This is a genomic window from Ancylobacter defluvii (assembly GCF_018390605.1).
Lineage (GTDB): Bacteria > Pseudomonadota > Alphaproteobacteria > Rhizobiales > Xanthobacteraceae > Ancylobacter > Ancylobacter defluvii.
Genome location: NZ_JAHBGD010000024.1, coordinates 500,995 through 524,800 on the forward strand (window position 1 = coordinate 500,995; position 23,806 = coordinate 524,800).

General features: G+C 66.8%; 28 protein-coding genes, 1 tRNA gene and 1 riboswitch. Of the genes, 19 read left to right on the forward strand and 10 right to left on the reverse strand.

Annotated elements, in window-relative coordinates; translation table 11 throughout:
- Positions 1–68 precede the first annotated feature (68 nt).
- Positions 69–425, reverse strand: coding sequence for a hypothetical protein (locus KHC24_RS18590; RefSeq protein ID WP_246547136.1), 357 nt, complete (start codon positions 423–425; stop codon positions 69–71).
- A 61-nt stretch (positions 426–486) separates the two neighbouring features.
- Entirely contained in the window at positions 487–1,473 is a 987-nt protein-coding gene (locus KHC24_RS18595; protein WP_213364802.1) for a zinc transporter ZntB, read from the reverse strand.
- A 173-nt stretch (positions 1,474–1,646) separates the two neighbouring features.
- On the opposite strand from KHC24_RS18595, the gene KHC24_RS18600 reads away from it, so the two are divergent.
- Positions 1,647–2,021, forward strand: coding sequence for a hypothetical protein (locus KHC24_RS18600; protein WP_213364803.1), 375 nt, complete (start codon positions 1,647–1,649; stop codon positions 2,019–2,021).
- Positions 2,022–2,115: 94 nt separating this feature from the next.
- Here the strand turns inward: KHC24_RS18600 and folK are convergent, their stop codons facing one another.
- The gene (gene folK / locus KHC24_RS18605) at positions 2,116–2,649 is read right to left on the reverse strand and encodes a 2-amino-4-hydroxy-6-hydroxymethyldihydropteridine diphosphokinase (protein WP_213364804.1); all 534 of its coding nucleotides are present in this window, start codon (positions 2,647–2,649) and stop codon (positions 2,116–2,118) included.
- The gene (folP, locus tag KHC24_RS18610; RefSeq protein WP_213364805.1) at positions 2,639–3,505 is read right to left on the reverse strand and encodes a dihydropteroate synthase; all 867 of its coding nucleotides are present in this window, start codon (positions 3,503–3,505) and stop codon (positions 2,639–2,641) included. Before folP ends, folK begins: the two co-directional genes overlap by 11 nt.
- Before the next feature lie 151 nt (positions 3,506–3,656).
- Between folP and KHC24_RS18615 the strand changes: the two genes are divergently transcribed.
- The 3 genes from KHC24_RS18615 to KHC24_RS18625 all read left to right on the forward strand — a co-directional run bounded on the left by KHC24_RS18615 (position 3,657) and on the right by KHC24_RS18625 (position 7,725).
- Positions 3,657–5,303, forward strand: a complete 1,647-nt coding sequence (locus tag KHC24_RS18615; protein WP_213364806.1) for a helicase HerA-like domain-containing protein — start codon at positions 3,657–3,659, stop codon at positions 5,301–5,303.
- A gap of 57 nt (positions 5,304–5,360) precedes the next feature.
- The gene (locus KHC24_RS18620; RefSeq protein ID WP_213364807.1) at positions 5,361–6,743 is read left to right on the forward strand and encodes a dipeptidase; all 1,383 of its coding nucleotides are present in this window, start codon (positions 5,361–5,363) and stop codon (positions 6,741–6,743) included.
- Positions 6,744–6,864: 121 nt separating this feature from the next.
- Positions 6,865–7,725: a branched-chain amino acid aminotransferase gene (locus tag KHC24_RS18625; RefSeq protein ID WP_213364808.1), complete on the forward strand. Its 861-nt coding sequence runs from the start codon at positions 6,865–6,867 to the stop codon at positions 7,723–7,725.
- Positions 7,726–7,833: 108 nt separating this feature from the next.
- Here the strand turns inward: KHC24_RS18625 and KHC24_RS18630 are convergent, their stop codons facing one another.
- Entirely contained in the window at positions 7,834–8,037 is a 204-nt protein-coding gene (locus KHC24_RS18630) for a CsbD family protein (protein WP_213364809.1), read from the reverse strand.
- 93 nt (positions 8,038–8,130) lie between these two features.
- Here KHC24_RS18630 and meaB point away from each other — a divergent pair, with 93 nt between their 5' ends.
- From meaB to KHC24_RS18645, 3 genes are all read left to right on the forward strand, one after another.
- Positions 8,131–9,132, forward strand: coding sequence for a methylmalonyl Co-A mutase-associated GTPase MeaB (gene meaB / locus KHC24_RS18635; protein WP_213364810.1), 1,002 nt, complete (start codon positions 8,131–8,133; stop codon positions 9,130–9,132).
- A 104-nt stretch (positions 9,133–9,236) separates the two neighbouring features.
- Positions 9,237–9,629 (forward strand): response regulator, encoded by a 393-nt coding sequence (locus tag KHC24_RS18640; RefSeq protein WP_213364811.1) that lies wholly within the window; start codon positions 9,237–9,239, stop codon positions 9,627–9,629.
- Positions 9,626–10,261 (forward strand): pyroglutamyl-peptidase I family protein, encoded by a 636-nt coding sequence (locus KHC24_RS18645; RefSeq protein WP_213364812.1) that lies wholly within the window; start codon positions 9,626–9,628, stop codon positions 10,259–10,261. Before KHC24_RS18640 ends, KHC24_RS18645 begins: the two co-directional genes overlap by 4 nt.
- On the opposite strand, the gene KHC24_RS18650 is transcribed toward KHC24_RS18645, so the two are convergent.
- Together KHC24_RS18650 and KHC24_RS18655 are read right to left on the reverse strand one after the other, a co-directional pair.
- Positions 10,239–10,604: a c-type cytochrome gene (locus KHC24_RS18650; RefSeq protein WP_213365187.1), complete on the reverse strand. Its 366-nt coding sequence runs from the start codon at positions 10,602–10,604 to the stop codon at positions 10,239–10,241. The genes KHC24_RS18645 and KHC24_RS18650 overlap by 23 nt on opposite strands.
- Before the next feature lie 97 nt (positions 10,605–10,701).
- A complete protein-coding gene (locus tag KHC24_RS18655; RefSeq protein WP_373878593.1) occupies positions 10,702–11,940 on the reverse strand; it encodes a PQQ-dependent sugar dehydrogenase in 1,239 nt (412 codons plus the stop codon).
- Between the two features lie 363 nt (positions 11,941–12,303).
- Here KHC24_RS18655 and KHC24_RS18660 point away from each other — a divergent pair, with 363 nt between their 5' ends.
- The gene (locus KHC24_RS18660; RefSeq protein ID WP_213364814.1) at positions 12,304–13,230 is read left to right on the forward strand and encodes a sulfite exporter TauE/SafE family protein; all 927 of its coding nucleotides are present in this window, start codon (positions 12,304–12,306) and stop codon (positions 13,228–13,230) included.
- On the forward strand, positions 13,227–14,024 hold the full coding sequence (locus KHC24_RS18665) for a TIGR02186 family protein (protein ID WP_213364815.1): 798 nt from the start codon (positions 13,227–13,229) through the stop codon (positions 14,022–14,024). Before KHC24_RS18660 ends, KHC24_RS18665 begins: the two co-directional genes overlap by 4 nt.
- A 3-nt stretch (positions 14,025–14,027) precedes the next feature.
- Here the strand turns inward: KHC24_RS18665 and KHC24_RS18670 are convergent, their stop codons facing one another.
- Positions 14,028–15,458 carry an AtzE family amidohydrolase gene (locus KHC24_RS18670; protein WP_213364816.1) on the reverse strand — a complete coding sequence of 477 codons (1,431 nt, stop codon included), beginning with the start codon at positions 15,456–15,458 and terminating at the stop codon, positions 14,028–14,030.
- Positions 15,455–15,658, reverse strand: coding sequence for a DUF4089 domain-containing protein (locus KHC24_RS18675; protein WP_213364817.1), 204 nt, complete (start codon positions 15,656–15,658; stop codon positions 15,455–15,457). Before KHC24_RS18675 ends, KHC24_RS18670 begins: the two co-directional genes overlap by 4 nt.
- A gap of 165 nt (positions 15,659–15,823) precedes the next feature.
- Between KHC24_RS18675 and KHC24_RS18680 the strand changes: the two genes are divergently transcribed.
- The 6 genes from KHC24_RS18680 (at position 15,824) to KHC24_RS18705 (ending at position 18,395) form a co-directional block, all read left to right on the forward strand.
- Positions 15,824–15,900 (forward strand) — tRNA-His (locus KHC24_RS18680).
- A gap of 155 nt (positions 15,901–16,055) precedes the next feature.
- Entirely contained in the window at positions 16,056–16,298 is a 243-nt protein-coding gene (locus tag KHC24_RS18685) for a BrnA antitoxin family protein (protein ID WP_213364818.1), read from the forward strand.
- A 75-nt stretch (positions 16,299–16,373) separates the two neighbouring features.
- Positions 16,374–16,676 carry a DUF6481 family protein gene (locus tag KHC24_RS18690; protein ID WP_213364819.1) on the forward strand — a complete coding sequence of 101 codons (303 nt, stop codon included), beginning with the start codon at positions 16,374–16,376 and terminating at the stop codon, positions 16,674–16,676.
- A gap of 601 nt (positions 16,677–17,277) precedes the next feature.
- On the forward strand, positions 17,278–17,535 hold the full coding sequence (locus tag KHC24_RS18695) for a Hint domain-containing protein (protein ID WP_213364820.1): 258 nt from the start codon (positions 17,278–17,280) through the stop codon (positions 17,533–17,535).
- A 106-nt stretch (positions 17,536–17,641) separates the two neighbouring features.
- Positions 17,642–17,887 carry a hypothetical protein gene (locus KHC24_RS18700; RefSeq protein ID WP_213364821.1) on the forward strand — a complete coding sequence of 82 codons (246 nt, stop codon included), beginning with the start codon at positions 17,642–17,644 and terminating at the stop codon, positions 17,885–17,887.
- 220 nt (positions 17,888–18,107) lie between these two features.
- Complete coding sequence (locus KHC24_RS18705) at positions 18,108–18,395, forward strand: hypothetical protein (protein ID WP_213364822.1); 288 nt, start codon at positions 18,108–18,110, stop codon at positions 18,393–18,395.
- 79 nt (positions 18,396–18,474) lie between these two features.
- On the opposite strand, the gene KHC24_RS18710 is transcribed toward KHC24_RS18705, so the two are convergent.
- A complete protein-coding gene (locus tag KHC24_RS18710) occupies positions 18,475–19,308 on the reverse strand; it encodes a universal stress protein (RefSeq protein WP_213364823.1) in 834 nt (277 codons plus the stop codon).
- A 234-nt stretch (positions 19,309–19,542) separates the two neighbouring features.
- Between KHC24_RS18710 and KHC24_RS18715 the strand changes: the two genes are divergently transcribed.
- The 4 genes from KHC24_RS18715 (at position 19,543) to KHC24_RS18730 (ending at position 23,672) form a co-directional block, all read left to right on the forward strand.
- Positions 19,543–20,301 (forward strand): ABC transporter permease, encoded by a 759-nt coding sequence (locus tag KHC24_RS18715; RefSeq protein WP_213364824.1) that lies wholly within the window; start codon positions 19,543–19,545, stop codon positions 20,299–20,301.
- A 104-nt stretch (positions 20,302–20,405) separates the two neighbouring features.
- Positions 20,406–21,275, forward strand: coding sequence for a sensor domain-containing diguanylate cyclase (locus KHC24_RS18720; protein WP_213364825.1), 870 nt, complete (start codon positions 20,406–20,408; stop codon positions 21,273–21,275).
- Positions 21,272–22,462, forward strand: a complete 1,191-nt coding sequence (locus tag KHC24_RS18725) for a winged helix-turn-helix domain-containing protein (protein WP_213364826.1) — start codon at positions 21,272–21,274, stop codon at positions 22,460–22,462. Before KHC24_RS18720 ends, KHC24_RS18725 begins: the two co-directional genes overlap by 4 nt.
- Positions 22,463–22,526: 64 nt before the next feature.
- Positions 22,527–22,645, forward strand: a riboswitch (TPP riboswitch).
- A gap of 85 nt (positions 22,646–22,730) precedes the next feature.
- Positions 22,731–23,672, forward strand: a complete 942-nt coding sequence (locus KHC24_RS18730; RefSeq protein WP_213364827.1) for an ABC transporter substrate-binding protein — start codon at positions 22,731–22,733, stop codon at positions 23,670–23,672.
- Positions 23,673–23,806 lie beyond the last annotated feature (134 nt).

The window sequence follows — 23,806 nt, forward strand, 5'->3', positions numbered from 1 at the left end:
CCGGCGCCTTTTTTCATGACCGGTCGTCTTCACCGCCCGGCGCGGCGGTCGCCTTCCCGGTCATCTTGTCAGCCGGCATAGGGGCGGCGCGGTCGCGGCTGGTTGCTGAGCACGCAATAGTCGTTCCAGAAATTATACTGGTAGGTGGAACGCCACTGGTACAGCCAGTTGTCACACACCGCCTTGGACTTGAAGCAGCCCTCCACGGTGCGCGTCTGGATGCGCTCCTCGAAGGTGCCCCATTGTCGCTGGCCGGTGAAATGGCCGTACCAGAGCTTCGACGGCGGAATGGACTGCGCCATGGCGGCACAATCGCCGCCCGGAAAGGCGCCGGTGAATTCATAGGCCACGGCACCGCCGGCCGAGATCGCCATGGCGGCGAAGCCCAGTCCGACGGCGAAGGCCGGCATCAGCAGCTTATGCATCTCGCGCCTCGCGCATGCCCCCGCAACGGAACCGCTTCGCCAATATACCCCTGCGTCAGGCCTACAGCCAGCGCACCCAGCGGAACAGCCCCACCATCGCCACGCCCGCGGCGCCGGCGAGCACCGTCACCGTCCAGAAGCCGATGGGGTCCTCGGCGCCGGGTATGCCGCCGACATTCATCCCCATCAGGCCGGTGATCAGCGTCAGCGGCGCGAAGATCACCGTCACCGCCGCCAGGATCTGCATGGAGCGGTTCATCTGCTCGGCACGGCGTTCCACCATCTGGTCATAGATCACCGCCGCGCGTTCGCGCACCGAATCGAGCTCCTCGGCGAAGCGCGTCACCCGGTCGCCGGCCTCGCGCAGCCGGTTGCGGTCGCGCACCGTCATCCAGCCGGCGTCTTCCAGCGAGAAATGGTTGAGCGCCTCGCGCTGCGGGGCGATGTAGCGCCGCAGTATGATGGCGACGCGGCGCAGTTCGGACACACGCTGGCTGAGATTGGTGAGCGTGGCGCTCCAGACATTCTCCTCCAGTTCGTCGGCCTGCTCGGCAAGCGCGGTGATCACCGTGTCCATGCGGTCGACCAGGCGCAGCGACAGATCGGCGATGAACTCGCCCGGCGTGCGCGGCGCCCGTCCGCGCGCCAGCGCTTCCTCGAAATCGCCGAGGGCGGAGAGCGGGTAGGTGCGCACTGAGATGATGCGCTTCGGCTCCACCCAGAAGCGGATCGAATGCATCTCGTCCGGCAGCGAGTAGGGCTTGAAGTTGATGCCGCGCAAATTGAGGAAGGCGCCGGAATCGAACAGCACGCAACGCGGGCGCGTCTCCTCGGCGGTGAGCGAATCGGCGATGCCCGGCTCGATGCCGGCATCCGTCTGCAGCCAGGGCTGCTGGCGCCGGTCCATCAGCTGGAGATTGATCCAGATGAACCCCTGCTCGCCGACATCGCAGCCGCCGCGCAGGTCGGCCCAGCCGAGCCGGCGCGCGCTGCCGGCGCCGTCGAAGGCCCACGCCCCGATCAACCCCTCGCTGTCATAATCCGGCACCGGCCACCTCTCTGCCCACGGGATGAACGCTAGATGAATGAACCCGAAGGATTGCGTTCAGTTCGATGAACCTTTTGCAACAGCGGGTTCAGATTGAGTTCGGGAGCGGGGAATTAGTCTCCTCACCATCGACAGGCCGATCCCCGGCCGACACCGAGATGCAAGAGGTCGTCATGAGCCGCTTCGCTCACAGTACCAAGATCGCCGCGGTCGCCCTGGCGGGCGTCGCTCTGGCCAGCGTCCTCCCCACGCCTTCGCAGGCGCGCGATCATCGCAATAATGGCGCCGCCGTCGCTGCCGGCGTGGTCGGCGGCCTCATCGTCGGCGGCCTTGTCGCCGGGGCGGCCAGCAACGCCTATGGCGGCGGTTATGGTGGTGGCTACTACGCCCCTCCCCCGCCGCCGCGCCGGGCCTATGGCGGCCCGGCCTATGCCTATGGCCCCGGCTATGGATACCGCCCGCATCGCCCGCGCTGCTGGGTCGAAACCCAGACCTTCTACAATCGCTGGGGCCGCCCCTATGGTCGCGACGTCGAGGTCTGCCGCTGAACCGCGTAGGCGCGGCAGGCCACGACCTGCCGCGGCACCTGCCACGTAACGAACTGCCGAGAGGGTGACGGAGCGATCCGTCGCCCTTTCCGTTTCAGGCCGCATCGGCGACCTGCACGATACCCGAGGTATCGAGCCCGGCCAGGGCATCGCGGATGCTCACGCCGCCGACCGCCAGATCCGGGGCGATCTCGGCGAGCGGCATAAGGGCAAAGGCGCGTTCCATCATGCGCGGATGCGGAATTTCGAGATCCGGCTCGTCGATCTTCTCGTCGCCATAGAGCAGGATATCGATGTCGATGGTGCGCGGCCCGAAGCGCACTTCGCGGGTGCGGTCGCGCCCGAAGGCATGCTCGACGCCGAGCAGCATGTGCAACAGCTCGCGCGCCGAGAGCTCGGTGTCGATGGCGACCACGAGATTGAGATAGGGCCCCTGCGGCACCGGCCCCCAGGGCGGCGTCTCGTAGAGCGACGAGCGCTTCAGGATGCTGACGCCGCCGGTGCGCGCGATCAGCCCCACCGCCTTCGCCATGGTCGCCGCCCGGTCGCCGAGATTGGAACCGAGGCAGAGATAGGCGATGTGCCTCTCGACCTTGCGCGGCCGGCGGATGAAGAATTCATGCGGCACCCTTGATCGCCTCCGTCACGCGCGCCGCCTGGACATGCTCGGCCACGTCATGGACGCGGATGATCGCGCAGCCGGCCATGATGCCGATCACGTTCGAGGCGATGGTGCCAGGCAGCCGCTCGGCCGGCGTCGCCACCACCACCTTGCCGATCAGCGACTTGCGCGAGGTGCCGAGCAGCAGCGGGAAGCCGAGCCGGGCAAGGTCGCCCAGATGCGCCAGCGCGGTGAGGTTCTGCTCGAAGCTCTTGCCGAAGCCGATGCCGGGATCGAGGCTGATGCGGTCGGAACGGATGCCCGCCCGCGCCGCCCGCTCCAGCGCCGTCTCGAAGAAAGCGAGCATGTCGGCGACGATATCGATCGCCGGATCGACGCTCGCCCGGTTGTGCATCACCACCACGCCCGCCTCGAAGGCGGCGGCGACGCGCGCCATCTCCGGATCGCCCATCAGGCCCCAGATGTCGTTTACGATGTGGGCGCCGGCATTGAGCGCCGCCTCGGCGACCCGCGCCTTCTGGGTGTCGACCGACACCGGCACGCCGAGCCCGACGATTTCGGCCAGCACCGGCAACACGCGGCGCATCTCCTCCTCGACGGCGACTGGCGTATGGCCGGGCCGGGTCGATTCGCCGCCAATGTCGAGGATATCGGCCCCATCGGCCACCAGCCTGGCCGCATTGGTCACCGCATCGTCCAGCACGGCGCTGCGCCCGCCATCGGAAAACGAGTCCGGCGTGACGTTGAGAATGCCCATGATCAGTGTGCGGCCGGCATAGTCCAGCCGCCGGCCGCGGGCGTCGAAGACCGCATGGGCCGGAGGCGAAAGGAGTGTTTCGGATGCGCTCGGTGGGGCGGACATGGCTGGCTCTCGCATTTCCTCTCAAATTGCGCGCCGCGCCGGCGAAAGCAAGGCATCGGCGAGCGGCGGCGACAATCTGCGCGGCCCCCGCTTGCCGAACGCCCCGCCCCCGCGCTCTATAGGCGCCGATGAATCCACACGGGAGACCATCATGACCGGGGATGTCGACGGCAAGATCCTGGTGGGCCGTTCGGGCAAGCCCGAATACCTCACGCTGAAGCTCGCCAATCGCCACGGCCTCGCCACCGGCGCGACCGGCACCGGCAAGACGGTAACGCTGCAGACGCTGGCCGAGGGCTTCTCCCGTGCCGGAGTTCCGGTGTTCGCCGCCGATATCAAGGGCGATCTTTCCGGCGTCGCCATGAAGGGCGAGGGCCAGGAATGGATCCTCAAGCGCTGCGCCGAGATCGGCGTCGACTATGCGGCGGACGAGTTCCCCGTGGTGTTCTGGGATCTGTTCGGCGAGCAGGGCCATCCGGTGCGCGCCACCGTCACTGAGATGGGGCCGCTGCTGCTGTCGCGGTTGATGAACCTCAACGATGTGCAGGAAGGCGTGCTCAACGTCGTCTTCCGCGTCGCCGACGAGCGCGGCCTGCTGCTACTCGACCTGAAGGATCTTCGGGCGATGCTCGCCTTCGTGGCCGAGAACGCCGCCAAGCTCACCACCACCTATGGCAACGTCTCCTCCGCCACCGTCGGTGCCATCCAGCGCGCCCTGCTGGTGCTGGAGAATCAGGGTGCCGACAAGTTCTTCGGCGAGCCGGCCCTGAAGATTTCCGACCTGATGCATGTCGAGCGCCGCTCCGGCTACGGCACCATCAACATCCTCGCCGCCGACAAGCTGATGGGTTCGCCGCAGCTCTACGCCTCCTTCCTGCTGTGGTTGCTCTCCGAGCTGTTCGAGGCCTTGCCGGAAGTCGGCGACCCGGAGAAACCCAAGCTGGTGTTCTTCTTCGACGAGGCGCATCTCGTTTTCGACGAGGCCCCCAGGGCGTTGCTCCAGAAGATCGAGCAGGTGGTGCGCCTTATCCGCTCCAAGGGCGTCGGCGTCTATTTCGTCACCCAGAACCCGCTCGACGTACCGGAAACCGTGCTCGCCCAGCTCGGCAACCGGGTGCAGCACGCGCTGCGCGCCTTCACCCCGCGCGACCAGAAGGCGGTGAAGGCGGCGGCCGATACCTTCCGCCCCAATCCGGCGCTCAACACCGCGCAGGTGATCACCGAGCTCGGCAAGGGAGAGGCGCTGGTCTCGACGCTGGAGGGCAACGGTACGCCTTCGATCGTCGAACGCACGCTGATCGCTCCGCCCTCCGGTCGCGTCGGCCCGGTGACGCCGGAGGAACGCGCGGCGATCATTGCCGGCAGCCCGCTCAAGGGCACCTATGATCAGCCGCTCGACCGCGAATCCGCCTTCGAAACCCTGGCGAAGCGCACCGAGGAAACCGCGAGCGAGGCGGAGGCCGACAAGACGGCTCCCAACGCGCCCGCGCCGACCGAGGCCGGTGCCGCATCCGGCGGAGGCTGGCTCGACGATGTGCTGGGCGGGCTGTTCGGCTCGCGTTCGCCGCGCGGCCGCATGAGCGTCGGCGAGCAGGTCACCCGTCAGGTCGCCCGCGAGGTGACCAATCAGGTGACCAAGGCCATCCTGCGCAACGTGCTCGGCGGTCGTTCGCGCACCACGCGCGCCGTTTCCGTTTCACCGGCGCGAAGCTCCGGTTCCGGCAAGGCAAGCACCGGTGACGACTTCGCGCAGATCTTCGACGATTTCTCAGGCTCCAAGCCCGGCAGCCGCAAATAGCCTTCTGCACCCGCCTGTTCCGCCAACGTCTTTCCTGCCACGCCCGAGTCCCTTGCCATGTCCGATCTCGACCGCGTCCTCGCCACCGTGGATGCCGATCTCGATGCCAGCCTCGAACGCCTGTTCGCCTTTCTGCGCATCCCCTCGATCTCGACCGACCGTGCCTATGCCGATAATTGCCGCCAGGCCGGCCAGTGGCTCGTCGACGACCTCGCCGGCCTCGGCCTCGGCGCAAAGCTGAACGACACGCCCGGCCACCCCATCGTCACCGCGACCTCGAGCCTCGGCGCGGCGCGGCGGGTGCTGTTCTACGGCCATTACGACGTGCAGCCGGTCGACCCCCTGAACCTGTGGGAGAACCCGCCCTTCGAGCCGAAGATCATCGAGGGCCCGAACGGGGTGAAGCGGATCGTCGCCCGCGGCTCCTCCGACGACAAGGGCCAGGTCATGACCTTCGTCGAGGCTTGCCGCGCCTATCTGAAGGTTACCGGCACGCTGCCCGTCGATGTCACCATCATGGTGGAGGGCGAGGAGGAGAACGGCTCCGGCAACCTGCCGCCATTCCTCGAGACTCATAAGAACGAGCTGAAGGCCGACGTGGCCCTCGTCTGCGACACCAGCATGTGGGACGCGAAGACGCCGGCGATTACCGTCTCGCTGCGCGGGCTGATGCATGACGAGATCGTCGTCACCTGCGCCAATCGCGACCTGCATTCGGGTTATTATGGCGGCGCGGCGGCCAACCCGCTGCACGTGCTGTCCAAGATCATCGCCGCCGTCCACGGCCCGGACGGGCATATCGCCATCCCCGGCTTCTATGATGGCGTGGTCGAGCCGCCGGATGCGGTGAAGGCGCAATGGGAGGCGCTCGGCATGACCGCGGAGAGCTTCCTCGGCCCCATCGGCCTGTCGCAGCCCATCGGCGAAACCGGCCGCTCTCTCATCGAGATGACCACCTCGCGCCCGACCTTCGAGGTCAACGGCCTGTGGGGCGGCTATATCGGCGAGGGCGCCAAGACGGTGATCCCCTCCATCGCCACCGCCAAGATTTCCTGCCGCCTCGTCGCCGGGCAGGATCCGATCCACATCCGCGATGCGGTGCGCGCCTTCTTCCGCGCGCATCTGCCGACGGACTGCTCGGTCGAGTTCCTCGCCGGCGATGGCTCCCCGGCAGTCGCGGTCTCGCACGACAACCCGAACCTCGCCAAGGCCAGCGCGGCGCTGGCCGACGAATGGGGCAAGCCCGCCGTGGTCATCGGCGCCGGCGGCTCGATCCCGATCGTCGGCCATTTCAAGAAGACGCTGGGGCAGGACGCGCTGATGATCGGCTTCGCGCTGGACGACGACCGCATCCATTCGCCCAACGAGAAATACGACCTCGCCTCGTTCCACAAGGGCATTCGCAGCTGGGTGCGCATCCTCGCCGCGCTGGCGAACTGAGCGTTCGGAACCCATCCCCACCGGGAGGCCCGGCTTCGCCGAAAGAACGAGGAATGGCGGCGTCCGCCGCCTCGATCTTTCGCTAGGATGCCGCCTCGATTGATGCTTCGGAGTGCATGAGATGAGCGGCGACTGGTCGCAGACCTGGACCTTCCTCGATGGCGCCTGGCACGAGGGCAATGTGCCGATCATGGGCGTGCGCACCCATGCCGCCTGGCTCGGCACCTCGGTGTTCGACGGCGGCCGCGCCTTCGAAGGCGTGACGCCGGACCTCGACCTGCACTGCGCCCGCGTCAACCGCTCGGCGCTCGCCATGGGGTTGAAGCCGGTGGTGTCGGTCGAGCGCTGGCTGGACCTCACCGCCGAGGGGCTCCAGCGCTTCGCCCCCGACGCCGCGCTCTATATCCGGCCGATGTACTGGGCCGAGTTTCCCGGTGCGCGCACCGTCGATGCGGATGCAGAATCCACCCGCTGGTGCCTCAGCATCTATGAGGCGCCGATGCCGGAGCCGGGGCGCGGCACCTCGATCACCCTGTCGCCCTTCCGCCGCCCGACGGTGGAATGCGCGGTGACCGACGCCAAGGCCGGCGCGCTCTATCCCAACAATGCGCGCGCCCTCGTCGAATGCCACCGCCGCGGCTTCGACAATGCGGCACTGTGCGACATGCTCGGCAATGTCGCCGAGCTCGCCACCGCCAATCTGTTCATGGTGAAGGACGGCGTCGCGCTCACCCCCGCCGCCAATGGCAGCTTCCTCGCCGGCATCACCCGCACCCGCACCATCGGGCTGATGCGGCAGGCCGGCATCGAGGTGGTGGAAGCGTCGCTGCGCTGGGACGACTTCAAGGCCGCCGACGAGCTGTTCACCACCGGCAACTATTCCAAGGTGTCGCCGATCACCCGCGTCGAGGACCGTGCGCTTCAGCCGGGTCCGGTGTTCCGCCGCGCCCGCGAATTGTACTGGGACTTCGCCCGCGGCTGAGTTGCGGCACCGCCTTGCCTCGCCGCTCACCATGGAAAACGGCCGGGACATGCCCGGCCGTGACCCTGTTGCCGGGGGCGATAGACCGCCCGCATCCGGCACGCGCCGTCACATCTTGTAACGGCCGCTCCACTCGTCGACCTGCCGCTTGGCCTCATCCTTGGCGAGGCCATAGCGCTCCTGCAGCACGCCTTCCAGTTCCTCGCGCTTGCCGTGCAGGCGGTCGAGGTCGTCATCGGTCAGCTTGCCCCATTGCTGGCGCACCTGACCCTTGATCTGCTTCCAATTGCCTTCGATACGGTCCCAATTCATGGCGTTCATCTCCGTTGAAACATTGGACTGCCGTGCCTCGTCAGGCTCGGTCGCGGCTGCTAGCATCGCTCCGACAACGTCCGGGACCCGATTTTGATCCACGCGGCCGCCCAACCCACGCTCGACGAACTGATCGGCGGCGTGCGTGCCGGCCACCGGGCCACCCTCGCGCGCGCCATCACCCTGGTCGAATCGCGCAAGCCCGCCCACCGGGCACGGGCCGAGGAATTGCTGCAGGCGCTCCTCCCCTTCACCGGCAACGCCATGCGGGTTGGCATCACCGGCGTGCCCGGCGTGGGCAAGTCGACCGCCATCGACACCCTCGGCGCATTGCTGATCCAGAAGGGCCGCCGCGTGGCGGTGCTGGCGGTCGATCCGTCCTCCAGCCGCACCGGCGGCTCGATTCTCGGCGACAAGACCCGCATGGCGCGGCTCTCGGTCGATGAGCGCGCCTTCGTGCGCCCCTCGCCCGCGGCGGGCACGCTCGGCGGCGTCGCCGCCCGTACCCGCGAGACGCTGCTGCTCTGCGAGGCGGCCGGCTATGATGTGGTGCTGGTGGAAACCGTCGGCGTCGGCCAGTCGGAAACCGCCGTCGCCGACATGACCGACACCTTCCTGGTGTTGATGTTGCCGGGCGCTGGCGACGAGTTGCAGGGCCTCAAGAAGGGCATCCTCGAGCTCGCCGATATCGTGGCGGTGAACAAAGCGGATGGCGACGGGCTCACCCGCGCCCGCGCCGCCGCGGCAGAGTACCGCGCCGCGCTGCAGGTTCTCGGCGCCCGCGAGCCGCATTGGTCGACGCCGGTGCTCGCCTGCTCAGGCCTCACCGGCGACGGGCTGGACATATTGTGGGAACAGGTGCGACTGCACCAGGAACGCTCGCGGCAGGCCGGTGCCTTCGCCGCCCGGCGCCGTTCCCAGCAGATCGGATGGATGTGGGCGCTGCTCGACGAGCGCATCCGCGAGCGCATCCGCACCGACGCCGCGCTGCGCGACGAGGTACCGGCGATCTCGGCCGAGGTGGCGGCCGGCCGGCTCGCCCCCGGCCTCGGCGCGGCGCGCATTGCCGCGCGGCTCGGGCTTGAGCCGACCTGAAAAAGGCGAAATGCTTGGCTCACTTCTGTACAGTCTTCCGGATCGCCGAGCGCTTAGATTGGCGATGGTGCTCCGAGCATGATGACGGGGCGATGGGAAGCACGATGGAAAGTGACAATGGGCTCGCCGGGCGAGGGGTCTTCGTCGTCGAGGATGAGCCGTTGGTCGCCCTCATGGTCGAGGCGATGATCGAGGAACTCGGCGCGGTGGTGATCGGCAGCGCACGACGCCTGTCCGACGCGCTCGCTTTCGTCGCCGCGCGGCATCGGGAGATCGATGTCGCCCTGCTCGATCTCAATCTCGGCGGCATCGACAGCTACGATGTCGCGCAGGCGGCGGCCGATCAGGGTATTCCGGTGGTCTTCTCCACCGGTTACGACGACGACGCGATCAACGAGCCGTGGCGCAGCCGGCCGCTGCTGTCCAAGCCCTTCCAGCTGGCGCAGCTCGAGGCTGCGCTCGCTCTAGCGGTCGCGTCGCGCAGCGGGCGCGGATGAAGCCGGCGAGCGCGCCGCATATCCTCATCACCGGCTTCGGCCCGTTTCCCGGCGCCCCGGCCAACCCGGCGGCCGGGCTTGCCCGCGATCTTGCGCGGCTGCGGCGACCGGCGCTCGCCGGCACGCGGCGCAGCCTGCGCATCCTGCCGACGCTGTGGGAGGAAGCCGCCGGCTTCCCGTCGACGCTCGATACCCTCGCCCCCGATATCGTGCTGATGATAGGCCTCGCCGCCCGGCGGCGCGCTGTCTCGATCGAATGGCTGGGGCGTAACCGTACCCGCCTCCTTCCCGATGCGGCGCGCCGTCGCCCGGCCGACAGCCGCTTCGAGGTCGGCGCGGCGGCCATCCGGCGCGGCGGCTTCGATCCAGCGCCGCTGCTGCACGCGCTCGCCGCCGCCGGCCTGCCGGCCCGGCTGTCGCGCGATGCTGGCGGCTATGTCTGCAACGCACTGGCATGGAGCGCCTATGGTTGGGCGCGTCACGGCGAACACCCGCGTCTCACGGTTTTCGTGCACATTCCACGCCCGCGGGCCGGTGGCCGGCTCGATCGCGGCCGCATGCTGCGCGGCCTCGGCAATCTGATGGTGAGGCTCGTCGCCCAGCATCGACTCATGGCGGCAACTGCACGCTGATCTCGATCGAGTTGTACCAGCTGGCGAAATTGGCGATGTCGTCGTCGGAGAGATCCTTGGAGACGACCGTCATCATCTCGTTGCTCCGCTTGCCGGAGCGGAACTCCTCCAGCGCCTTGGCGAGATACATCTCGACCTGGCCGGCAAGATTGGGCGCCTCCGGGTGCTGGGACATGCCGTTGGCGCCATGACAGACGGCGCATTGCTGGCTCGCCTTGGCGCGCCCGGCCGCCGCATCGCCGGCATCGGCGGGGGTTGCGGCAAGAAACACGAAGACCAGCGCCGTACTGGCGAAGAGTAGATAAACCAAGCGTGCCGCCGCGACCGGCGGCGGGCTCCACATCCGCATCATCAACATCTTTCCGCGATTGTCCGGAAGAGCGACCGCGACGGCAGGCACCGCCGCGGCCACGGGGTCGTGGCATCCAGCGAGGACGCCGTCACTCGCCGTAGGAAATGCGGTAGATCGCCCCCGACGTGTCGTCCGACACCAGCAGCGAACCGTCATTGAGCTGCGCCACCGAGGCCGGGCGGCCGAGATACTCGCCGTTCGGCGTCAGCCAGCCTTCGGCGAACGGCTCGCTCTTGCCGGCGGTGCCGTCCTCCTTCACCTCGGTGAACATCACCCGCGCACCCACCGGCACGGTGCGGTTCCAGGAGCCGTGCTGCACCGAGAAGATGCCCCCGCGATATTTCTCCGGGAACTGGTTGCCGGTGTAGAAGCTCATGCCGAGATCGGCCGCGTGGGCCACCATTTCCACCTGCGGCTTCACCGAATCCGCCGGCGGCTCCTTGTCCTTGTATTCGACGGTGCGCACCGAGCCGCCGCCAAAATAAGGGAAGCCGAAGGTCTGTCCGGCCTTCTCGGCGCGGTTGAGCTCGCCGGGCGGAATGTCGTCGCCCATGCCGTCGACCTGGTTGTCGGTGAACCAGAGCGTCTTGTCCTTCGGGTTGAAGTCCATGCCCACCGAATTGCGGATGCCCCACGCATAGACATTCCGGTTCTTGCCGTCGCGGTCCATCTGGACGATGCCGCCGATGCCGACCTTCTTGTAGAGGTCGTATTTCTCCGGCGCGAACACGTTGAAGGGCTGGCCGAGCGTGATGTAGAGCTTGTCGTCCGGCCCGACACGGCAGACGCGGGCAGTGTGGTTGTAGGACTCTTCTTCCTTCGGAATGAGTTCGCCCTGCTTCACCACCTGGAAGGCGGCGACGTCCGGTCCCTCATAGAAGAACTCGGCCGCGGGGAAGAGCAGCACCCGATTCTGTTCGGCGACGAACAGGAAGCCGTCCTTCGAGAAGCACACGCCATGGGGCAGTTTCATCGGTATCGAGGGTGCAAAGGGCTTCACCTCATCGGCAACGCGGTCCTTGTCGCGATCCGTCACCGCCCACATCTTGGATTTGCGGGTGCCGACGAAGACGACGCCGGTGGTCGGCCCCACCGCCATCTCGCGCGCATCCGGCACGATGGCGTAGAGCTTGATCTTGAAGCCGTCCGGCAGCTTGATCCCGGCGAGAGTCTTGTTGAAGGCCGCGACGCGCGGGCCGTCCTGCGGCACCGTCGGAATGTCCATCGCCGTGCCGGTCGACTGGAAATTCGAGAGCTTCTCCAGATTATCGGTGGCTTGCGCGCTCACCGCGCCCTGCCCTGCTGCCAGCAGCGCGCCGGCCAGCATCGTCGAGGTCAGCAGCGTGCGCAAGCGCACGCCTGTTGCATAGGTCGTCATGCAGTATCCTCCCAGGCATTCGAGCCTCGTCCGGGCCCGTTCCGCAAGGGGAGTATTACTATGATCCGGAGAAATGGAAGTGCAATTTACATAGAGATCGCACTGTAATAATTAATATCTCGCTGCATTGCGGTACGTTTCTGAAATATATCGAAGCTGGTTACTTTCAATCAACGCCAGGAGCCGCCCGCGCCGGATACGGCCGAGGAGACGGCATGATCACCATCTCCCTTGACGCCCCTCATCACCTGTTAGCGGAAATCTGCTAAGCGGGGGCACGCCTACCTCCCCCTGCCCTGGGATCCGACACGCGTGACCATCTATCTGCCGATCGCCGAACTGCCGGTGAACATCTTCACCCTGCTCGCCCTGGGCATCGCGGTGGGCTTCATCTCCGGCATGTTCGGGGTAGGCGGCGGCTTCCTGATGACGCCGCTGCTCATTTTCCTCGGCGTCGCGCCGGCTGTGGCGGTGGCGAGCGTATCGACCCACATGGCCGCCTCGTCGTTTTCCGGCACGCTCAATTATCTGCGACGAAAACTGGTCGATGTGCAGCTGGGGCTCGTCCTGCTCGCCGGCGGGCTCACTGGCACGTTGACGGGCGTGCTCACCTTCATGCTGCTGCGCCGCTTCGGCCAGCTCGACCTGTTCATCGCCATTTCCTACATCGTGCTGCTCGGCACCATCGGCACGCTGATGGTGATCGAGAGCCTGCGGGTGCTGCTCCGCAACTGGCGAGGCGAGCCGACGCGGGTGCGTCGCCCGGGCGCGCATCCGTGGTTCCTGCGCATGCCGTTCAAGATGCGCTTCCGCCAGTCGCGCATCTATGTCTCGATCATTCCGGTCATCGTCATCGGCTTCTCCATCGGCTTTCTCGGCGCGGTGATGGGCATCGGCGGCGGCTTCCTGCTGGTCCCGGCGCTGATCTATCTCCTGCGCGTGCCGACGCTGACCTCGGTCGCCACCTCGCTGATGCTCACCCTCGTCACCATGGCGGCGGCAATCGTCATGCATGCGGTGCTGAACCAGACCGTGGATGCGGTGCTGGGTCTGGTCCTGATGGTCGGCGGCACCATAGGCGCCCAGTTCGGCGCCCGCGCCGGCCAGGCGATGAAGGCGGAAAACCTGCGCCTGCTGCTCGGCCTGCTGGTGCTCGGCGTCGGGCTGCGGGTCGCCATCGACCAGATCCGGCAGCCCACCGATCTCTATGCCGTTACACTCGACGAGGCGAACCGGTGAGGCGCGCCGCCGCCCTTGTCCTGTCCGGCCTCGCGGCATGGGGCCTCCTCGCGCTCGCGCCCGCCCATGCGCAGCCGGCGGCGCCGGAGCGGCAAGATCTCGTGCTGTCGCTCTCCAAGCCGCGGGTGACGATCACCTCCAGCTTCTCTGGCGACAGCATCGTACTGTTCGGCGTCGCGCCCGACGATGCCGATGGTGCAGCGCCGCCGGATGTCGTCGTCACGGTGCGCGGGCCGAATGCGAGCTTCGTCACCTGGAGAAAAGCGCGCCGTTTCGGCCTGTGGACCAATGTCGAGAGCCGCTCCTTCCTCGCCGCTCCATCCTATCTCGCCGTGCTGAGCAACCGCCCGCCCGCCGAGATGGCGGATGCCGACACGCTCCGGCAGGAACAGGCCGGCTTCACCAATAATCACCTGCTGCAACGTGTCGGACCCGATTATGCCGACGTGGTGACGGGCGACCCGTTCCGGCAGGCCTTCCTGCGGGTGAAGCAGGCGCAGGGGCTGTATTTCGAGCGCACCGCCGCAGTGGAGTTCATCGCCCCGCATGTGTTCCGCACCGTCATTCCGATCCCCGGCATCGCTCCCATCGGCACCTATGATGTGCAGGTGAAGCTGTTCCAGAACGGCGAACGCCTTGCCAGCGGCATGCTGCCGCTGGAGGTGGCCAAGATCGATTTCGAGCAATCGGTCGCCACCGCCGCGCAGGACCATTCGCTGCTCTATGGCCTCGCCACCATGCTCGGCGCGCTCGCCGTCGGCTTCGTCGCCAATCTGATGTTCCGCCGCGACTGAGCGCTAGAGCACCGGCTCCGGCGCATAGGCGACGCCGGCCAGCTCCAGCGCCCGTGCCGCTCGCAGCGCGGCATCCTCCCGCCACGGCGCGGCGATCAGCTGCACGCCGATCGGCAGCGGCTCCTCCGTCGGAATCGGCGCCGCCACCACCGGCAGGCCGATGAAGGAGATCGGCTGGGTGTAGATGCCGATATTCGGCCGCACCAGCATCTCCTTGCCGTCGAGCACGAAGGTCACCTGCCCGCTCCTCGGCGCCGGCACCGGCGTCGCGGGGGCGATCAGCACGTCGAACTCGGCGAACAGCTCCAGCGCCCGGTCGTGGAACCAGCGGCGGAAGTTCTGCGCCTTCACGATCATCCCGGCGGGCAACACCGCGCCGGCAAGCAGCCGCTCGCGCACGGCAGGGTCGAAATCGGCCGGCTGGTCGCGCAGCCGCTCGCGATGCAGCGCCGCGCCCTCCGCCATGCTGATCAGATAGGCGCTCGCCCGCGCCCTCTCGGCCTCAGGCAGTTCGACAGTGCGCACGGCACCGAGCGCCGCGGCGGCGCGGGCGACGGCGTCATAGGCTTGCGGTGTACCCTGCCGGGCAAACCAGCCGCCCAGAATCCCGACGCGCAGGCCGTCGGCACCGCGCTCCAGCTCCGGCAGCGTCGGCAGCGCCGAGACATCGGCCACCGCCGGATCCTCCGCATCGGCGCCGGTGAGCGCGTCATAGGTCGCGGCGAGGTCGGCGACGTTGCGGGCGAAGGGGCCGAGATGGTCGAGGCTCGCCACGAAGGGAAAGCTGCGCGCCCGCGACAGCCGGCCATAGGTCGGCTTCAGCCCGAAGATGCCGCAGAAGGAGGACGGCACCCGGATCGAGCCGTTGGTATCGGAGCCGAGCGACAGCGGCACCAGCTTGCCGCCCACCGCCGAGCCCGACCCGCCGGAGGAGCCGCCGGACATGTGCCCGAGATCGTGCGGGTTGCGGGAATTACCGGCATGAATGTTCTCGCCGGTGAAATCATAGGCATATTCGCCCATGTTGAGCGCACCGAGGCACACAGCGCCGGCGGCGACCATCCGCTCCACCAGCGTCGCATCCCGGGCTGCCGCCGGCCGGTCCTTGTTGATCTTCGAGCCGGCGAGCGTCGGCAGACCCTTGAGATCGAAAAGGTTCTTCACCGCGAAGGGTACGCCGGCCAGCGGTCCGAGCGCCTTCCCCGCTGCCCGCGCGGCATCGAGAGCGTCGGCCTCGGCCAATGCACGCACCGCAGTGACGTGGGTAAAGGCGTTGAGCCTGGGATCGACCACTCCGATTCGTGCCAGCGCCGCCTCGCAAATGGCACGGGCGGACACGCGGCCGGAGCGCACCGCCTCCGCAATGGCGAGAGCCGGCCCCGCGGCGAGCTCGGCGATGGTGGAAGGCGAATGCTCCTGCACTGTTGCGCTCATGGCCGATACACCGGGGCCGGCTCCGCCTCGTCGGGAAGCTCGAAGTCGAGCACCAGCCTGCCCATCTCCAGCGCGGTATGAAGATGCATCAGCACCCTCGGCCGCAGCCCTGCCTCCAGCGGCAGGTCGGCAAGCGCCAGCGCCGCATCGAGATAGGCTCCGAGATCGCCGGGCTCCCCGCCCGTCCGGTTATCCGTCACATCCGCCTCCCTGATGCCACAGCACGCTTAATTCAGGAAACGTGCCATGGCTGCGGGAGTGCGGCGAGGCGACGTTTGGCATCTATCCCAAGGATTTTGCATCCGATGGCTTGGCGGCCTTGCAAAGCGGCACTCGCCCGATTAGGTTCCGCGCCGTTCTGGCATGCAGGTGTAGCTCAGTTGGTTAGAGCGCCGGTCTGTGGAACCGGAGGTCGGTGGTTCGAGCCCACCCACCTGTACCACAAAATAACAGAACGACATCAAGAGCTTAATAAGACGACGGCGACCTAGGCGCCCGATAAGGCGGCTTCTGGCGACGACTGACGGAATCCTTGAATTCAACGCGTTGCACACGGCGCCAAAGATCAGTGCAACACGGACGCTAGGAACTCGCTATATGAAAAGCCCGACGACCCGCCGCCCGATGGGTTCGGCCAGAGACGCCGCCGAGGCCGCCTTCAAGGCCGCGACGGCAAAGCCGGCAGCGGACTTGCCTGTTGCCAAGGCGCCTCCGCTGCCGAATGCAAAGGAACTCGTTTCCGTTCGGCTCGATCGCGAGGTGCTGGCGCACTTTCAGGAGGCGGGAGCGGGATGGCAGGAGCGCATCAACGCCGCACTGCGCAAGGCCGCCGGGCTTTGAACGACTGGGGCGCCCGTATTCTCGGCGCGGCTGACGCCCCTTGAAACAGATCCACTCGCCGAGTACAGGGCGTAAATGAAAATCAACGACACCTTCGAAGACCGCCGCCGGACCGCCGAAGCCTCCAAAGCTCGGCTGCTGGCCAAGCTGAAAGAAATGCCCAAGGCAGACGATCCGGCCGTGATCGCTCGCAACGAAGCGCGGAAGGCCGAGAAAGAAGCTCGCCTCGCAGCCAAGATCGCCCGCCAGGAAGCTGCGGCGGCCGAAAAACTGGCCAACCAGATCGCCGCCGCCGAACGCGCCGCCGCTCTGGAAGCTGATGCCAAGGCGAAACGCGACGCGCGTTACGCGGCCCGGAAGGAACGCGCTGGCAAGTGATCGCCAGCAAGTAAACTGTGCAAGTAAGCGACTGCCGTCGCGGCGGTCGCTTCAGCCCATACTGGCCCGCGTGAACTCCCGCACCGTCTTGTGACCGACGGTGCGCCGGCCGTTTGTGCGCTTGCCGCGTCCGCCAAGGTAGCGCCTCCCGGCACGCTCAAGCCAGCCGAGCGGCCCTCCAGGATCGTCCCCGTCACGCCCTCCTGTTCCCAGGAACCTGAGATCCTCCAGCAAGCGCCGGTGCCCCGCGGGGCGCGGCAGCCTGCGGAGAATGGGTTCGGCAGCTGACACTGATCTCCACATTAGGCAAAAGGAGATCATGTATATGATTTCATTATGCCACCATAATGGAGCGATCTAAAATTCAATCAACGAATTTTTAATGATCTTATCGCTATAAACTCGATCTAAATCCCGAGTTATTATGTATAGATCGACAAAAATACATCATTAATCTAAAAATTTTGCGCGGTTGAAGCCACGACGACCGGCGTCAACAGCACCAAATCCGATTTCTTCGCCCTGTTTAACCATAGAACAGACGCCCTAGGTCACCAGGCCGCAAGACACCTATCTCGGCTTCATCGGAGGCGGATATGCGATGCGGCTGCCCTACGGTGAATATTTTCTCTGTACCAATGAGACCGATCTGGAAGCGGACGTTCCCTTCACCATCAACACGATCGATGCGTTCGTCCTGTGTTTTCTGTCCGGCACATTGAACGCCACTTCGAGTGGCCCGGCGGCGATCGAAGCGCTTAAGGCCGGCGATCTCGTGCTTACCGCCGACGAAACAGCCAAGCAGGTGCGTCAGCTCGCACGTCAGGCCATTTCCACTATCTTCGCCGATCCCCCCTGATGATGGTGTCGATCCGGATCCTTGCCTGAGCAGTCGGCGACCAGATGCCGAAGCGCGACCTCTTCGTCTTGCCCAACTCGCATTATTGGAGTTGGGCTGCTGATCCATGCCGGGCGCTGGTGGTACCGCCCTCGTGCGCCACGCCGACATGCCGACGAGCTTCGTCTATTTCCATGTCGAACTCGATGACCATTCGCTGGTATTCACCGAGGGCGTGCCCGCCGAACCCCTCGTCGACAACGTCTCGCGGCGGCGTTTCGACAACTGGGACGAGGCACCGGCAGCGCCGAAATCGACCTGCCCCGCGTCCAGTCGGCGCGTCAGCTGCCGAACTCCCTCCGCGCCCAGCTGACGGGACGCGCGGCCGCGTGACCCTAGGGGCGGGGTGACTGGCCCGACCTGCTCTACCCGTTTCGGCACCCCCACCTCGGAGCACCGATTTCACCTCGACCCGGCCAAGTGGCGGGGCGCCCCGTGCAGTTGAGGAAGCCCGAGCACGCGCTATTGATTACCTTGCGCGATATCCGCGGCCTTACTCTTGGCGTGGTCGGTGATCTTGGCGAGGTGAAGCGATGCGTACCCTTTTTCTATCCCTTCCTTTCCTGCTCATGGCGTCGTCGGCCTTTGCCCAGGCGATGCCGAACTCGCTGAACATGACATGCGCCGCCACCAGCGCCCTTGTCAGCCAGCGTGGCGCGATCGTCATCGGCACCGGCCCGAACATTTTCGATCGCTACGTCGCCAATCAGCGCTACTGCAACAACCAGCAGACCACGACACCGGCCTGGTTGCAGACCTCGGATCAGGCGCAGTGCTTCGTCGGCTATCGCTGCCGCGATCGGCTCTTCCACTCGCGCTGAGCGGAGCACGCCGACGGCCGGCCGGGCATGAAAAAGGCGGCGCCAAGCGCCGCCTTTCCGTCACCAAAGCCATCGCCGTTCAGTGCGCGAGCAGCAGCGGAACCGTCATGCGCTCCAGCATGTCGCGGGTGACGCCTCCCAGCACGAATTCGCGCAGCCGGGAATGGCCGTAACCACCCATCACCACCAGGTCGATATCGCGCTCGGCAATTTCCTTCAGCAGCACATCGACAATGCCTTCGTCGCTCGCCGGCACCAGCCGGCGCAGCTCGACATTCTTCTCGTGACGCGACAGATGCTCGGCGAGATCGACGCCGGGCAGCCGGCCCGGCTTGGATTTGCCGGTCTCCACCACCACGACCTCGACGAAATCCGCCTTCTCGACCAGCGGCCGTGCCTCGGCCACCGCGCGGGCGGAGGCGCGCCCACCATCCCAGGCCACGAGGATGCGGCGAACGGAGAAGGGCTTGGCCTGCTTCGTCGGCACCAGCAGCAATGAGCGGCCGGATTCGAACAGCACCGCCTCGGCGATCACCTCTTCAGGGCCCATCCGCTCCGGATCGGCCTGCCCGACGATGGCGAGATCAAACAGCCGCGCCATGGCGCCGATCTGCTCGGCGGCGCCGCCGGGCGTGCCGTCGATACTGCGCACCTCGGCGGTGATACCGACCGCGCGCGCCGCCTCGCCGAACCGGTCCACCGCCAGCTTGGCGAGCCGCTGCCCCTCGGCACGTTGCGCCTCCAAGAAATCAGTGGAAAAGGCTTCGGTGTAGACCGGCGGAATATCGATGTCGTAGCTGACCGCCACCGCGGTGAGATGCGCGCCCAGCGCCGCCGCCGCGGACACCGCATAATCCGAGGTGGCATCCACCCCCTCGCCGACGCCCAGGCTGACGAGAATATCCTTGATCATGCCTTCCTCCACTTCGCAGATTTCATCTTTGTTACCTCCATCAAGTTGGTCCCGTATTGACCGGCGTCAAGCCCATTCGCCGCCCCCGAATATTTTCCACCCCGACCGCTATCGATCCGCGAGAGGAAGACGCGGTAAGACGGCAAACCGAAGCCCTTCCGCCCCCGCTGGCGGTCCGGGTCCGTCTTTACCGGGCGCAGCGAATCCGGCGCGCCCTCGAATGGAGAACCTCTGATGGCCGGGCTGGTGCGCGCCTGTCTCATCACGGCCCTGCTGCTGGGTCTATGGGAGATCTCTGTACGGCTCGCCGGTGTGCCGGCCTATATCCTGCCCGCTCCCTCGCGCATCGGGCTGGCGCTGTGGCTGAACCGCGGCGTGCTGTTCGACAACGCGCTGATCACGCTCGGGGAAATGTTGCTCGGCCTCGTCTGCGGCAGCGCGCTCGGCATTGCCTGCGCCCTCGCCATGGCGACCTCCCCGACGGTGCGGCGGGCCATGCGGCCGGTGCTGCTGGTAGCGCAGGCGCTGCCGGTCTTCGCCATCGCACCGCTGCTGGTGATCTGGTTCGGCTTCGGCCTCGCCTCCAAGATCGTCATGGCGAGCCTGATCATCTTCTTTCCCGTTGCCTCCGCCTTCCATGACGGGCTGGCGCGCGCCGACCAGGGGCTGGTCGATCTCGGCCGTCTCTATGGTGCCGGCGATCTCGCCATGCTGCGCTTCATCCGTGTGCCCTCGGCGCTGCCGGCCCTCGCCTCCGGGCTGCGCGTCGCCACCGCGGTCGCACCGATCGGGGCAGTGGTCGGCGAATGGGTCGGCGCCTCGGCCGGGCTCGGTTATCTGATGATCTATTCCAACGCCCGCATGCAGACCGACATGGTATTCGCGGCACTCGCCATCCTGCTGGCCGTGGCGCTGATCCTGTTCGCCCTGGTCGACCGCGCCCTTGCCCGGCTGATCCCCTGGGCGCCGGAGACCGGTTCGGCCCGCGATTGAGCCCTCGCAGGCAGTGGACTTGAGATGTGGTAATGAGCGAGGCTGGCTTTCCGCCGATCCTGTGAGGATCCATGATTCCACGCCAAGTCGTCTATGAAGCGCTGGTGGACGTGTTCGAGCTGTCGCCCGTCGCCATCTGCATTTCGACAGCCGAGTATGTATCCCGGTACATCATGGCCAATCCGGCTTATCTGAGCTTGATCGGCCGCAGCTGGGAAGAAATCGCCGACCAGCCAATGTATCTGGACACCGTCCGGAACCTCGACGACCCGCAAAGGCTGCGCCGCCTGCACGAGTTGGAAACGGTCGGCCTGTACCAGCTGGAGGAGGTCGACCTGCGGCATTCATCCGGCCGCATCATTCCCACGCTCATCTCGACGCAGCGCCGCACCATCAATGGCCAACAGCTCGACATCGAGATCATCATCGACAACTCCGAACGCAAGGCGTTCGAGCGCGGCATATTGGAAGCGGCCTATACCGACGTGGTGACCGGATTGCCGAACCGCGCCGCCTTCGATCACAGATTGCGCAACCTTCTGGCACAATGGCACGTAGATCAGGGCGTAGCCCTCGCCTATATCGATCTGAACGGCTTCAAATCGGTCAATGACCGTCACGGCCATCTGGTCGGCGATCGCGTGCTACGGCACGTGGCGGAGCGTCTGCGGAGCTATGTGGATCCGCAGCGCTTCGCGGCGCGGATCGGCGGCGACGAGTTCGTGCTGCTCTCCACCTTCCCGCGCGATCAGGCCCCGACCGCCGACGACCTGCATGTCTTCGCCGAGACCATCTGCACCACGATGCCCATCGACGACCATCAGCTCGCCATCGGCGCCGCCATCGGGGTGGCCATGTGCATGACCGCCATCGACGCCGATGCCCTGCTCCGCCATGCCGACACGCTTATGTACGCCGCCAAGGCGACCGGCCAGACCATTGCCGTCGATCTGGGATGGATTGACGGCGCATGAGCCTGCATCTCACCAATCACGACGCCCGGCGCATCTTCCTGGCGAAGCAGGGACTGTCCCGCCCGCCCGGCCGCGCCCTCGGCAAACCCGGCCTGCTGGAGCTGATCCACCAGCTCGGCTTCGTGCAGGTGGACAGCATCGCCACGGTGGAGCGTGCGCATCACCACATCCTGTTCGCCCGCGCCCAGGCCTATCGGCGCGAGTACCTCACCGCGCTCGCCGAGCGCGACGGCGACCTGTTCGAGCACTGGACGCACGACGCCGCCATCATCCCCTCGGCGTTCTACGGCTATTGGAAGCACCGCTTCGCGCATGCGCGGGAACATCTCGCCCAGCGCTGGCGCTCGTGGCACGAGAACGGTTTCGAGCAGTCGGTCGATCATGTGCTGGAGCGCATCTCCGCCGAGGGGCCGCTCATGGCCCGGCATTTCGAGGCGGAGGAGCGCACCCCCGGCGGTTGGTGGAACTGGCATCCGGCCAAGACGGCACTGGAATATCTCTGGCGCACCGGCCGTCTCGCCATTGCCGGGCGCGACGGCTTCCAGAAAATCTACGACCTTGCCGAGCGCGTCATTCCCGCCCGCCATTTCGGCAGCGAGGTCACGCGCGAGGACTTCGTCGACTGGGCCTGCGCCTCGGCGCTGGAGCGGCTCGGCTTCGCCACTCATGGCGAGATCGCCGCCTTCTGGGATCTGGTGTCGCCGGAGGAGGCGCGTGCCTGGGTGATCGCCAACCGCGAAAAGCTGGAAGAGGTAAGCATCGTCACCGCCGATGGCGGCCGCCCCCGCGCCTCCTTCGCCTTTGCCGGCAGCGGGCCGGCATTCGAGGCGCTGCCGGAGCCGCCGGCGCGCCTCAGGGTGCTCAGCCCGTTCGATCCGCTGCTGCGCGACCGCAACCGCGCCGAGCGGCTGTTCGGCTTCTCCTACCGCATCGAGGTGTTCGTCCCGGCGGAAAAGCGGGTCTATGGCTATTACGTCTTCCCGCTGATGGAGGGCGACCGGATGATCGGCCGCATCGACATGAAGGCCGAGCGCAAGGCCGGCACGCTCGACGTGCGCAAGCTCTGGCTGGAGCCCGGGGTTCGGGCCTCGGCCGGCCGGCTGGAGCGGCTCGACGCCGAGCTCGCCCGCATGGCCCGCTTCGCCGGGGTCGAGAGCGTGCGCTATCTCGACGGCTGGCGGGGATAAGCGGTGACGGCGGAACGCCGGCCCGCCCGGCGATTGCCGTGGCATACCAGCTCTGCTAGGCTCCGACCTGTCCGAGGGGTGTCCCGCCGGCTCGCAAGGGTCGAAGGGGCTGAGATGGCGTTCGCCAGACCCTTTGAACCTGATCCGGGTCATGCCGGCGAAGGGACGGAACGACGGCGAGGCAAGGCATCCATGTGACGCTCGTTCCTGCGCCGGATTTCCCCCGAAAGCTCATGTGCCGGATCTCCGCAAACGGGAGGAGATCCATATGTTCGTCAAAACCATCGCCGCCGCCAGTGTCGCCCTGGCGCTTTCGCTTGCCCCCGCTTGCGCGGCCGACAAGCTTACCGTGCTGCTCGACTGGTACGTGAACCCCGACCACGCGCCGCTGGTCATCGCCAAGGAAAAGGGCCTTTTCGCCGCCCACGGCCTCGACGTCGAGCTCGTCGCGCCGGCCGATCCCTCCGCACCGCCGCGCCTCGTCGCAGCCGGCCAGGCTGAGGTGGCGGTCAGCTACCAGCCCAACCTTTATCTTGCGGTGAAGGAGGGCCTGCCGCTCATCCGCTTCGGCACGCTGGTCTCGACGCCGCTGACCGCGCTGGTGGCGCTGAAGGACGGTCCGATCAAGTCGCTTGCCGATCTCAAGGGCAAGACCGTCGGCTTCTCGGTTGCGGGGCTGGAGGACGCGCTGCTCGGCACCATGCTCGCCGATGTCGGGCTGAAGCCGAGCGACGTCACAATGGTGAACGTCAATTTCGCCCTCTCCCCCGCCCTCGTCTCCGGCAAGGTCGATGCGGTGATCGGCGCCTACCGCAATTTCGAACTCACCCAGATCCGGCTCGAAGGCAAGGAGGGCACCGCCTTCTTCCCCGAGGAGCACGGCGTGCCGGTGTTCGATGAGCTGATCTACGTCACCCGCAAGGATCTCGTCGCCGACCCGCGCCTCAAACGCTTCCTCGCCGCGGTGGAGGACGCCACCATCTATGTGCTCAACCACCCGGACGAGGCCTGGGGCGTGTTCGTGAAGGCGAACCCCAAGCTCGACGACGAGCTCAACCGCACCGCCTGGACCGACACGCTGCGCCGCTTCGCCCATGCGCCGGCGGCGCTCGACGCCGGCCGCTATGCCCGCTTCGGCGAATTCATGAAGCAGCACGGGCTGATCGACACCGTCGAGCCGGTCGCCACCTACGCCCCCGCGCTGCCCTGAGAGTACAGGCCGCGCGTTCCGGCGATGCGCGGCCACCTGCCGCCGTGAGGCGGCAGCAGCTTGGCCTCCCTTGCCTCGCCCCTTTCCTCGCCCCTTGCCTCGCCGAACCTGAAAATCGGCGGACTTCGCCCTTC